At 76.7% G+C, this 10,371-nt stretch carries 12 protein-coding genes; 6 read left to right on the top strand and 6 right to left on the bottom strand.

The window, feature by feature from the left end; genetic code table 11:
- Positions 1–23 precede the first annotated feature (23 nt).
- The gene (locus ACH4SL_RS22455; protein ID WP_398448221.1) at positions 24–1,169 is read left to right on the top strand and encodes a glutamate--cysteine ligase; all 1,146 of its coding nucleotides are present in this window, start codon (positions 24–26) and stop codon (positions 1,167–1,169) included.
- A gap of 63 nt (positions 1,170–1,232) precedes the next feature.
- Here the strand turns inward: ACH4SL_RS22455 and ACH4SL_RS22450 are convergent, their stop codons facing one another.
- On the bottom strand, positions 1,233–1,580 hold the full coding sequence (locus ACH4SL_RS22450) for an SDR family NAD(P)-dependent oxidoreductase (RefSeq protein WP_398448219.1): 348 nt from the start codon (positions 1,578–1,580) through the stop codon (positions 1,233–1,235).
- Positions 1,581–1,598: 18 nt separating this feature from the next.
- A complete protein-coding gene (locus ACH4SL_RS22445; protein WP_398448217.1) occupies positions 1,599–2,069 on the bottom strand; it encodes a DUF5709 domain-containing protein in 471 nt (156 codons plus the stop codon).
- 1,207 nt (positions 2,070–3,276) lie between these two features.
- Between ACH4SL_RS22445 and ACH4SL_RS22440 the strand changes: the two genes are divergently transcribed.
- The 4 genes from ACH4SL_RS22440 (at position 3,277) to ACH4SL_RS22425 (ending at position 6,049) form a co-directional block, all read left to right on the top strand.
- On the top strand, positions 3,277–3,996 hold the full coding sequence (locus ACH4SL_RS22440) for a HemK2/MTQ2 family protein methyltransferase (protein ID WP_398448215.1): 720 nt from the start codon (positions 3,277–3,279) through the stop codon (positions 3,994–3,996).
- Positions 3,980–4,285, top strand: a complete 306-nt coding sequence (locus ACH4SL_RS22435) for a CDGSH iron-sulfur domain-containing protein (RefSeq protein ID WP_398448213.1) — start codon at positions 3,980–3,982, stop codon at positions 4,283–4,285. Before ACH4SL_RS22440 ends, ACH4SL_RS22435 begins: the two co-directional genes overlap by 17 nt.
- Positions 4,282–5,256 carry an iron-containing redox enzyme family protein gene (locus tag ACH4SL_RS22430; protein ID WP_398448211.1) on the top strand — a complete coding sequence of 325 codons (975 nt, stop codon included), beginning with the start codon at positions 4,282–4,284 and terminating at the stop codon, positions 5,254–5,256. The genes ACH4SL_RS22435 and ACH4SL_RS22430 overlap by 4 nt, the downstream gene beginning before the upstream one ends.
- A gap of 220 nt (positions 5,257–5,476) precedes the next feature.
- Positions 5,477–6,049, top strand: coding sequence for a hemerythrin domain-containing protein (locus ACH4SL_RS22425; RefSeq protein ID WP_398448209.1), 573 nt, complete (start codon positions 5,477–5,479; stop codon positions 6,047–6,049).
- 70 nt (positions 6,050–6,119) lie between these two features.
- Here the strand turns inward: ACH4SL_RS22425 and ACH4SL_RS22420 are convergent, their stop codons facing one another.
- Positions 6,120–6,731 carry a superoxide dismutase gene (locus ACH4SL_RS22420; protein ID WP_398448207.1) on the bottom strand — a complete coding sequence of 204 codons (612 nt, stop codon included), beginning with the start codon at positions 6,729–6,731 and terminating at the stop codon, positions 6,120–6,122.
- Positions 6,732–7,113: 382 nt separating this feature from the next.
- Between ACH4SL_RS22420 and ACH4SL_RS22415 the strand changes: the two genes are divergently transcribed.
- On the top strand, positions 7,114–7,539 hold the full coding sequence (locus tag ACH4SL_RS22415) for a DUF2267 domain-containing protein (RefSeq protein WP_398448205.1): 426 nt from the start codon (positions 7,114–7,116) through the stop codon (positions 7,537–7,539).
- An 86-nt stretch (positions 7,540–7,625) separates the two neighbouring features.
- On the opposite strand, the gene ligD (ACH4SL_RS22410) is transcribed toward ACH4SL_RS22415, so the two are convergent.
- From ligD (ACH4SL_RS22410) to ACH4SL_RS22400, 3 genes are read right to left on the bottom strand one after another with little or no spacing between them, the layout of a single operon-like run.
- The gene (gene ligD / locus ACH4SL_RS22410; RefSeq protein WP_398448203.1) at positions 7,626–8,543 is read right to left on the bottom strand and encodes a non-homologous end-joining DNA ligase; all 918 of its coding nucleotides are present in this window, start codon (positions 8,541–8,543) and stop codon (positions 7,626–7,628) included.
- A gap of 2 nt (positions 8,544–8,545) precedes the next feature.
- On the bottom strand, positions 8,546–9,559 hold the full coding sequence (gene ligD, locus ACH4SL_RS22405) for a non-homologous end-joining DNA ligase (RefSeq protein ID WP_398448201.1): 1,014 nt from the start codon (positions 9,557–9,559) through the stop codon (positions 8,546–8,548).
- Positions 9,556–10,221 carry a DNA polymerase ligase N-terminal domain-containing protein gene (locus tag ACH4SL_RS22400; RefSeq protein WP_398448199.1) on the bottom strand — a complete coding sequence of 222 codons (666 nt, stop codon included), beginning with the start codon at positions 10,219–10,221 and terminating at the stop codon, positions 9,556–9,558. Before ACH4SL_RS22400 ends, ligD (ACH4SL_RS22405) begins: the two co-directional genes overlap by 4 nt.
- Between the last annotated feature and the right edge of the window lie 150 nt (positions 10,222–10,371).

Raw genomic sequence — 10,371 nt, 5'->3', positions numbered from 1 at the left:
CGGATCGGGGGTAGCCGGGGGACATGGCGACATGCGTGACGCTCGGGGTGGAGGAGGAGTACCTGCTGCTCGACCGCCGGACCGCGCTGCCGGCTGCGCGGGTCGGCCGGCTCCGGGCGGCGGCGCGGCAGGAGCCGGGGCTCGCACGCGAGGACGTCGACAGCGAGCTGCTGCAAGCGCTGGTGGAGGTCGCGACCCCGGTCTGCGCCGACCTCGGGGAGGTCGGCGCGCACCTCGCGCGATTCCGGCGCTCGGTGGGAGCCGCCGCCCGCCGCGTGGGCTGCCGGCTGGCCGCGACCGGCGGCGCGCCCCTGATGGCCGACGCGACCGTGCCCGTGACGGGCACGCAGCGGTACCGGGAACTGCGCGCGGACGCGGCCCAGCTGGCCGACGAGCAGCTGATCTGCGGCATGCACATCCATGTCGCCGTCCCCGACCGCCAGGCCGGGGCCGCCGCTCTCGGCCGGCTGCGGCCCTGGCTGCCCGTACTGGTGGCCCTGGGCGCCAACTCGCCCTTCTGGGGAGGGCACGACACCGGATTCGCCAGCTGGCGCACCGTGGTCTTCGGCCGCTGGCCGGTCAGCGGCGCTCCGCCGTTCTTCTCCGGCGCCGCCCACTACGAGGAGCGGGTGGCCGCCCTGCTCGGCACCGGCGTGATCGCCGACCGGCACCAGCTCTACTGGCACGCACGCCTGTCCGACACGTATCCGACACTCGAGGTCCGGGCGCCCGACGTACAGCTGGACGTCGACAGCGCCGTCACCCTCGCCGGCATCGCCCGCGGGCTCGTCGTGACCGCCCTGCGCGAAGGACGCCGCGGCGCCCGCCCGCTGGACCCGCCGGCCAGCATCCTGCAAGCCGCCGGCTGGCACGCCGCCCGCCGCGGGTTGACCGCCGACCTGGTCGACCCGCGGAACGGCACACCCCTCCCGGCGGCCGACGTGGTCGGCGCCCTGCTCGACCGCATCACCCCCGCCCTCAGGGAGCTCGGTGACGCCGACCGCGTGACGGCAGGCGTGCAGCAGCTCGTCACCGCGGGCACCGGGGCCGCCAGGCAGCGGGCCGCGCTCACCCGGGGCGGCACGGAGCGGCTGCTCGACCTCATCGCGCCCGACGTCCCGGAAGACGGCGATGCGGCACCGGCCGAGGAGCCGTCCCGGGCCCGCTGACGAGGCAGGCATCGCGTGGCCGAGCGGGGCGCCCCCTCCGCGGCGCCCCGCTCCCGTACCGCGTCACGGCCTGCGGCGTCCCGCCACCGCCACGCCCACCGCGACCCCGGCGTGCCGGGCGGCCCCGGCCTGGGGCGCGTGGTCGTGCGCCTGCTCGTCGAAGGCACCGTTCACCCACACGTCCAGCGGCCCGAACGCGCGCTCCACCGCCTCGGCCGCCGACATGACCGCCGCCGGGTCGGCGACGTCCACGGGCGCCACCAGCGCCTCCCCGCCCGGTTCGCGCACCTCGCGCGCGGCCGCCTCCAGCCCCGCCCGGCCGCGCGCGACCGGGCCGATCCGGGCGCCGCGCCGCGCGAACTCCCGTACGGGCGCGTTCCCGATGCCTCCACCGGCACCGGTGACGGCCACCGTCCTCGCCGCCTCTTCTCACTCGCGGCCCCGGCTCTCCGGGTCGTCCGTCACGTGCACCGCAGCCTCCTCCGCGCCGGCGGCCGCGCCGTCCACGCCGACGTCCTCGGCCGTCACCGGATCGCGGGCCGCGCGCTCCATGCCCTGGTCGGCCGCGACGAGCCGCCCCGCGCGCGCGTCGCCCGCCTCCGGGTCCACCGGCTCGCCCGCGGTGTCGGAGGCGTCGCCGATGCCGTCGCCGCGGCCCGGCGCAACGTCGGGCGTCTCCTGGGCCAGCCGCTGGTCGAGCGACTCGCCCTCGCGCTGCTCCTCGGCGGTGGTGCCCGGGCCGTCCACGGCGTAGGGCCGCTCGGGTGGCGAGTAGCCCTTGTCCAGCTCGGCGTCGTAGTCGTCCTCGCCGAGCGCGTCCTCCATGTCCAGCGGATCGGCCTGCTCCTCCTCGTCGCCGGTCGGCTGGTAGACCTCGTCGCCCATCGTCTCGTCGCTCATGGCGGCGCTCCTTCCGCAAAGCGGTGTGGCCTGCGGCTGCCCGCTGTCCGCCCCGCCATGCATGCGGCCCGGGCGCCCGCCATCCGGGGGAGGTACGCGTCCCGCGCGTGCGATCAGGGCACGCGCCCGGCGGGTGCGCGGGGTGCTGGGCGGTGCGGTGGCCGCCGCCGACGTGCTCGCGGTCGCCGGGCGCGACGACCGGCCGGCCGGCCCAGCACCCCGACGTGTGGGGCGTGCTCGTCACCGGCCCGACCCCGTACGGCACCCGCGCCGACCTCGCGCGCGTCGCCGCCGGGGGGGGGGAGGTACGCGTCCCGCGCGTGCGATCAGGGCACGCGCCCGGCGGGTGCGCGGGGTGCTGGGCGGTGCGGTGGCCGCCGCCGACGTGCTCGCGGTCGCCGGGCGCGATGGCCGGCCGGCCCGTACGGCATCCGCGCCGACCTCACGCGCGTCACCGCCGCCCGCCACGCGCGGACCTGCCCTGCGTCGTCGACGAGGCGTGGGGCGCCCACCCGCCCTTCCGCCCGATCTGCCGATCTGCCGATCCGGGCTCCGTCCACAGGACGGCCTCGGGCCCGGAGCAGGACTCCGTCTTCCACCTCCACGGCGGCCGCGTCACGGCGGAGGTCGTCTCCGCCCGGCATCCCCGCGGTGCTGCCCGGGGAGCGGCTGAACGCCGCCGTGGCGGACTTCCTGCGGTCGGGCGTCGGGGCGGGGGATGCCGGTCCCGGACGCCTCGGACCGCTCGGTGCGTACGGTCCGCGTGCCGGCCGAGGACGGCTCACCCAGACCGCCTCGATGTTTTCCGGCCGGTCGCCGGGTATCCGCGAGGTATGACGGACGACGAATTGCGGGCTTTTGGCCTGGTGTGCACCCTGAAATCGGGCCCCGCGCGCTCCGTCTCCCGGCCGCCGGCCGGATGCGCGCTCGCGGCACAGCCGCCGCGGTCGCCCTCGTCCGCGGCGCGGACGGCCACCGAAAGGTGAGCGCCGGCCTCTGCCAGGGCCCCGGCGGCGTCGGCTCCTCGCTCGCGCCGAACGCCGTCGGACCACCGGGTCGGCGAGGCCGTGCACGGCGCCGACCGCCAGGACCTGGAGGGGGCGCCCGGCAGCGTCAGGACCACCACCGCGGACCGCGCGCTGCTGCTCCCGGCCCGCCCGGCCCGCCCGGCCCGGGCGCCCAGGACCCCCGACCGACAGGAGCCGCCGTGCCGAACCAGGCCACCGCCCCCGCCGCCGTCCGCGTACCGGACGCCCTGCCCGTGCTGGACCGGGTGTGGCGCCTCCCCGGCGTCTACCGCCCGCAGGCCGACACCGCGCTGCTCGCCGCCGCCCTCCACGGCGAGTCGCTGCCCGGCAGCGACGTCCTCGACGTCGGCACCGGCAGCGGCGCGCTGGCGCTCTACGCCTCGCGGCTCGGGGCCCGGGTCGAGGCGGTCGACGTCTCCTGGCGGGCGCTCGCGGCGGCCCGCGTCAACGCGCTGCGCGCCGGGCGCCGGATCGAGGTGCACCGCCGCGACATCCTGCGCGTCGCCAGCCGCGCGGGCGGGCGCGCGTACGACCTGGTGCTCAGCAACCCGCCGTACGTCCCCGCGCCGCCGGGCGGCCCCGCCACCGCGCACCGCGCGGCCCGCGCGTGGGACGCTGGGCCCGACGGCCGGCAGGTGGTCGATGCGCTGTGCACCGCCTCCGCCGGGCTGCTGCGGCGGCGCGGGGTGCTGCTGATGGTGCATTCGGCGCTGTGCGGTCCGCAGCTCACCGTCGACCGCCTCACCGGCCTCGGCCTCAGCGCCGAGATCCGCACCCGCGCCCGCGTCCCGCTGGGCCCCGTACTGCGCTCCCGGCTGCCCTGGCTGCGAGCCGGGGGCCTGCTGGCGGCGACCGACGAGCAGGAGGAGCTGGTGGTGATCCGTGCCGAACGCCGATGAGCGCGGCGCCGCGCCGTCCGGAGCCCGCGGACCCGACGCGCCGGGAGGAGCCGAGGGCCGCACCCCGCGCGCCGCCGCTTCCGCGACCCCGCGCCGGGTGACCGTCGAACGCGGCGGCCCGGTGGTCGTCGAAGGACCCGTGGAGGTCGTCACCGAGGACGGCACCGTCGCGGTGTCCCACCGCTTCGCCGTCGCCATCTGCACCTGCCGGCGCAGCGCCGCCTACCCCTGGTGCGACACCAGCCACCGCGCGCACGAACGCCCCCGCCGCAAGGGAGGCGCCTCGTGACCGCGCCGGCTCTTCCCGCCTCCCGCGGCCCGCTCTCGCACGCCGTGCTCCGGGCGCTGCGCCACGGCACCGCCCCGGAGGTGCGGGAGGCGACCGCGGACGCCGAGCCGTACGGCGACGACCTGCAGCTCGCCCTGTACGTCCTCTACGAGCTGCACTACCGCGGCTTCGCGGGGGTCGCCGACGACCGCGAGTGGGACCCCGCCCTGCTGGCCGTCCGCGGCGCGCTGGAAGGCCGCTTCCTCGGCGCCCTGCGCCGGGACGTGCCAGGGCCCCGCGACCCCGCCGACGTCCTCGCCGAGCTGCTCGTCGAGCCCGCCGACACCTCCGGCTCCGTCGCCCACCATGTGCAGCACCACGGAGATCTGGACGTCTTCCGGCAGTACGCCGCCCTGCGCTCCCTCTACCACCTCAAGGAGGCCGATCCGCACGCCTGGGTGCTGCCGCGGCTGCACGGCGAGGCGAAGGCGGCCATGGCCGCGATCGAGTACGACGAGTTCGGCGCGGGGCGGGGCGACCAGGTGCACGCCCGGCTGTTCGCCGACCTCATGGCCGACCTGGACCTCGACCCCTCCTACGGCCGCTACCTCGACCGCGCCCCGGCGCAGATGCTCGCCGTGGTGAACCTGATGTCGCTGCTGGGCCTGCACCGCGCGCTGCGCGGCGCGCTGGTCGGCCACTTCGCCTGGGTCGAGGTCACCTCCCCGCCCGGCTCCCGGCGGCTCGCCGCGGGCCTGCGCCGGGCCGGTGCCGGGCCCGCCGCCCAGCGCTTCTACGACGAGCACGTGGAGGCCGACGCCGTCCACGAGCAGGTGGTGCGCCACCGGGTCGTCGGCGGCCTGCTCGCCGCGGAGCCGGGCCTCGCCGCGGACGTCGCCTTCGGCGCGGACGCCACGACCTTCGTCGAGGACCGCCTCTCCGCCCACCTGCTCGCCGCGTGGCGCTCCGGCCGCTCGGCGCTGCGCTGCTGAGCGGCCGCGCGGTTTCCCACCTCCCTGGAAGGACACGCCTCGGCGGCGCCGGACCGGTTGCGCCCCGGGGCACGCGCATGCTCCTGCGGCGCAGCGCGGTTTGCGGGCGGCGGCAGCGGATAACCGGACCTGAATACGCCGCCCGGTACGCGGCGGCGGCCCTAGGAGGTCCGACGGGACCGGGAAACCGACGAGGAAGACGACGCAGAAGGAGCGGACGATGAGTTCTGCCACAGCCGAACGCACCCAGGCGGCGCGGCTGCCCGACGGTGACGTGGTCGCGGTGCTGCTGGTCCAGCACGCGCGGATCCGCGACCTGTTCGGGACCGTACGCGAGGCCCGGGGCGAGCGGCGCAAGGAGGCGTTCGACGAACTGCGGGCGCTGCTGGCCGTCCACGAGGTCGCCGAGGAGGTGGTCGTGCGGCCGGTCGCCAAGCGTTCCGCGGGCGAGCGCGAGGCCGCGGCCCGCGACCATGAGGAGGCCGAGGCCGCGCAGGTGCTCAAGCGGCTGGAGGGGATGGATCTCGACAGCCCCGGATTCCTCGCGGTGCTCGGGGAGTTCGAGAAGGCCGTCGGCGACCACGCCGACCACGAGGAGTCCGAGGAATTCCCCGCGCTCGTGCGCGACTGCACGGAGGAGCGCCGCAAGGCCATGGGCGAGCGGCTGCTCATGATCGAGCGGCTGGCGCCCACGCACCCGCACCCCGCGGCCGCCGGGAAGCCGGCCGCGCTGGCCCTGACCGGCCCCTTCGCCTCGATGATGGACCGGGTCCGGGACGCGGTCGCCCGCTGAGCAGCCGACGCCCCGCCGCCGTGCGGGCCGGGAGCCGGGAGGGCTTCCCGGCCCGCACAGCGGGGCCGGTTCAGACCGCCGACGACGCGGCGGCGTGCCGGGCGGCGACGTCGGCCCAGTCGACCAGGTCCCACAGCTTGGTGACGTAGTCCGGGCGGACGTTCTTGTACTGCAGGTAGTACGCGTGCTCCCAGGCGTCGAAGACGAGCAGCGGGGTGCTGCCCTGGCCGACGTTGCCGTGGTGGTCGTAGACCTGCTCCACGATGAGCCGCCGGCCGAGCGGCTCCCAGGCCAGGACGCCCCAGCCGGAGCCCTGCACCGAGGTGGTGGCCACGGTGAGCTGCTTCTTGAAGGCCTCGAAGCTCCCGAAGTGCTCGTCGACGGCGTCGGCGAGCACGCCGTCGGGGCGGTCGCCGCCGTCCGGCGAGAGGTTCTGCCAGAACTGCGTGTGCAGGACGTGGCCCGAGAGGTTGAAAGCGAAGGTCTTCTCCAGCCCGACCAGGCCCGTCGGGGTGATCGCGTCCCGGGCGCGCGCCTCGGCGAGCTGCTCCAGGGTGTCGTTGGCGCCCTTGACGTAGGCGGCGTGGTGCTTGGAGTGGTGCAGCTCCAGGATCTCCGGCGTGATGGCCGGGGCGAGCGCGGAGTAGTCGTACGGCAGGTCAGGCAGCGCGTAGGTGCCCATCAGGCACGGCCCCTTTCCGTGGTGGGTTCCGTGTGGGTGATCTTCCGGAGCCCACCCTAATCCTCTATTGCGAAGAACTTGCAACAACGAATGATGTGCAGCAACATGGCGGACGGCGGGGTCGGCCCGTCAGCTTTCGGCACCGCGAAGCCCCGTGGAACGGGCCCGCCCTTCCCGAGAGGTGATCGTCTTTCACCCGGCACCCGCCGGATCAGGCCGACCCCGTCCCGCCCGTCTCCCGTGCAGCTCCCGCCGGACCGCCCGTCTTCCGCCGATCGCGCCGCGCGGCGGTAATCCCGGCCCGAACGGGTACCCGCTCCGGTGCGCCGCCCTGAGCCGCGCCCCGCGGCTGACGACGGAACGGGCGCGCGGGGAGTGAGCCATGCAGCACAACGAGATGATCGGAAAGGTCCAGGAACTGGCCGGGCTGCCCGACCGGGGTTCGGCGGAACGCGCCACCGGCGCGGTGCTGCGCACCCTCGGTGAGCGCGTCGCCCCGGGGCTCGCCGAGCACATGGCCGCGCAACTGCCCCCGGACCTGGGCGCGCACCTGCGGGCCGCCGCCCGAGACGCCGGGCACGACGGGCGCGGCCGCGGGGCGGGGGAGCGCTTCGACCTGACCGCCTTCGCCGGGCGCGTCTCCGGCCGCGCCCGGGTGCCGGACGGCGCGGCCGTACGGGACAGCGCCGCCGTGCTGGAGGTCCTGGACGGGGCGCTGTCCCCGGAGCTGATGGACAAGGTCGCCGCCGACCTCTCGGCGGACCTGGGCGAGCTGCTGCCCTCGGGGCGGGCCCGCGGGCAGGGCTGACCGCCCCTCAGACCCTCGACCTCAACTGTAGGGTGAGGTCGAGGGTGCACTCCAGTGGCGCAGGAGAGTGCACTCCGGTGGCGGATTCAGCCGTCCGACCGCAGGGCGTCCAGCCGTCGGCGCGCCGGACCGAGGGCCCGCGGGCGCGGTGCGTCCCGCCAGGGGTTCGCCGCGGCCAGCGCGTCGGCGTCGGCCAGCGTCCAGCGCCGGGCCGTCGTCTCCGGGTCGTCCACGTCGTCCCAGGTCAAAGGGGCCGCGACCGGGGCGCCGGGGAGTGCGCGGACCGCGTAGGGGGCCACCGACGTCTGGCCGTACGCGTTGCGCTGCACATCGAGGTAGAGGCGGCCGCGGCGGGCGGCCTTGCGGGGCTCGGCCGTGAGGCTGTCCGGATGGCGGGCGGCCAGCAGGTCCGCCGCGTCCCGCGCGAAGGCCCGCACCTCGTCCACCGGGGATCCCGCGTCCAGCGCGACCAGCACGTGCAGCCCCCGCGACCCGGTCGTCATCACCGTGCTCGGCAGCCCCAGCTCGTCCAGCAGGCCGCGCACCCGCCGCGCGGCCCCGCGCACCGGGGCGAAGTCCGAGTCCGGCGGGTCGAGGTCGAAGACCAGCCGGTCGGGGCGGTCGGCGTGCCCGGCGCGGGAGAGGAAGCGGTGCAGCGTCACGCACGCCTGGTCGGCGAGGTAGGCCAGGGTCGCGGTGTCGTCGCACACGGTGTAGGTGACCGTGCCGCCCTCCTTGGGCAGTTCGGCGCGGTGCACCCAGTCCGGCACGTGGTCCGGCGTGTCCTTCTGCATGAAGCCGTGGTCGTCGATGCCGCCCGGGTACCGCTCCAGCATGAGCGGGCGCCCGCGCAACTGCGGCAGCATCCGCGGGGCGACGGCCTTGTAGTACGCGGCCAGGTCCGCCTTGGTCAGCCCGTCCGCGGGGAAGAGCACCTTGTCCGGGCGGCTGATCCGCACCGAGCGGCGGCCGGCCCGTACCGTCGTGTACGGCTTCCCCGGCATCGTCAGCGCCTCCCCTGCGGCCGCTCGCGGACCACGTCGGCGGGCCGCCTGTCCTCGCGCAGGCCGAGGAAGCGCGGGTGGCGCAGCCGGCCGTCGCGGGTCCACTCGGTGAAGGCCACCTGCGCGACCAGCTCCGGGCGCGCCCAGTGCGCGGTGCGCTCGCGGACGGGGTCGGCGAAGGGCGAGCGGCCGGTCTCCAGCGCGTCCAGCCGCTCCCGCAGCGCGCGCAGCGTCCGCGTGTCGTAGCCCGTGCCGACCTTGCCCGCGTACCGCAGCCGGCCGCCCTCGTGGTAGCCGACCAGCAGGGCGCCGAAGCCGAGCCGGCTGCCGGCCGGCTCGGTGAAGCCGCCGACCACCAGCTCCTGGCCGGCGGCGCATTTGAGCTTGAGCCAGTTCGGCGAGCGGCGGTGCGCGTACGGCGCCGCCGCCCGCTTGGCGATCAGCCCCTCCCAGCCCCAGCCGCACGCCCGGTCCAGGAGCTCCTGCCCGCCGTGGTTGCGGTGCGGGGTGAAGCGCAGCGGCGCCCGGAAGTCCAGCGCGTCGCGCAGCAGCGCCTTGCGGGCCCGCTGCGGCAGCCCGGTGGTGTCGACCCCGCCGAGCCGCAGCAGGTCGAAGAGGTAGTACGTGACGGTGACGCCGGCGGCCCGCACCGCGGCCGGGTCGGTGAGGCCGCTGCGCTGCTGGAGCAGGGCGAAGTCGGTACGGCCGCGGTGCAGCGCGACGATCTCGCCGTCCACCACGAAGTCCGGGCAGGCCTGCTCGGCGAGCGCCGCGGCGACCTCCGGGTAGGTGGCGTTCAGCCGCTGCCCGGTGCGGGACCACAGCTCCACCCGCCCGTCCCGGTCGCGCGAGGCCAGCATGCGGATGCCGTCCAGCTTGCGCTCGAAGATCCAGCCCTCGCCGAAGCTGCGCACATCGCTGAGCCGGGCCAGCATCGGGTCGCCCGGGTCGGGTCCGGCGGGCCGCAGCATGCCGCGCTCCCGCTCGCTCAGGCGGTCCAGCAGCGGCCGGCTCATGAATCCGGCCCGTCGCCGGACCTGTCGCTGTGCCAGGTGTCCGCCTCGCCCGCCTCCGCCGCCGCGCGCATCTGCCCCAGCGTGCGGCCGCTGAGCGCGGACCGGGCGCGCCGCGGGTCGGGCGTGGCGTGCCGCCCGGCCTGCGCGTCCGCGCGCTTGACGAGCAGCCACGCCTCCCGGCCGCCGTCCTCGCCGGAACCCCGGATGCGGGTCAGCGACCAGCCGCCGTGCAGCTTGTGGCCCGCGAGCCGGAAGGACACATGGCCGCGCTCCACGCCCTCGGCGAGGGGCACCGGGCGCCCGCGGCGGTCCTCGGTGGCGTTCTCGTACGTGCCCTCGTCCCACACGATGACCGTGCCCGCGCCGTACTCGCCCGCCGTGATGGCTCCCTCGAAGCCGCGGTAGTCCAGCGGGTGGTCCTCGGTCGGCATCGCGAGCCGTTTGGTGTGCGGGTCGTCGGACGGCCCCTTGGGCACCGCCCACGACTTCAGCACGCCGTCGGCCTCCAGCCGGAAGTCGAAGTGCAGGGAACTCGCGTCGTGGATCTGCACCACGAAGGACGGCTCGCCGCCGCCGTCCGCGCCCGCACGTCCCTCGGGCTCGCGGGTCCGCGCGAAATCCCGCCGGTGGCGGTATTCGGCCAGTCTGTCCCGTGCGGCCATGGCGGCGGCCTCCTCCCACCTCGCTCACCCGGCGCGTACCCGCACCACCCGCCGCTATCCGCACCCCGCGGAAGGGGCGCCGGGCGGGCACGCGACCTCTCCGGGCAGCCGTACCGGCCGGAGCCGGCACGGCCCGGAGTCACCCGGTCC

It is taken from the genome of Streptomyces sp. NPDC021020 (assembly GCF_044333285.1).
Classification (GTDB): Bacteria; Actinomycetota; Actinomycetes; order Streptomycetales; family Streptomycetaceae; genus Actinacidiphila.
This window is presented reverse-complemented; position numbering and strand designations above follow the sequence as displayed.

Bases quoted from the DNA above. Each gene is read 5' to 3' on its own strand.
- ACH4SL_RS22455 (WP_398448221.1), top strand. From the start codon at position 24: ATGGCGACATGCGTGACGCTCGGGGTGGAGGAGGAGTACCTGCTGCTC.
- ACH4SL_RS22445 (WP_398448217.1), bottom strand. From the start codon at position 2,069: ATGAGCGACGAGACGATGGGCGACGAGGTCTACCAGCCGACCGGCGAC.
- ACH4SL_RS22425 (WP_398448209.1), top strand. From the start codon at position 5,477: ATGAGTTCTGCCACAGCCGAACGCACCCAGGCGGCGCGGCTGCCCGAC.
- ACH4SL_RS22420 (WP_398448207.1), bottom strand. From the start codon at position 6,731: ATGGGCACCTACGCGCTGCCTGACCTGCCGTACGACTACTCCGCGCTC.
- ACH4SL_RS22415 (WP_398448205.1), top strand. From the start codon at position 7,114: ATGCAGCACAACGAGATGATCGGAAAGGTCCAGGAACTGGCCGGGCTG.
- ligD (WP_398448203.1), bottom strand. From the start codon at position 8,543: ATGCCGGGGAAGCCGTACACGACGGTACGGGCCGGCCGCCGCTCGGTG.
- ligD (WP_398448201.1), bottom strand. From the start codon at position 9,559: ATGAGCCGGCCGCTGCTGGACCGCCTGAGCGAGCGGGAGCGCGGCATG.
- ACH4SL_RS22400 (WP_398448199.1), bottom strand. From the start codon at position 10,221: ATGGCCGCACGGGACAGACTGGCCGAATACCGCCACCGGCGGGATTTC.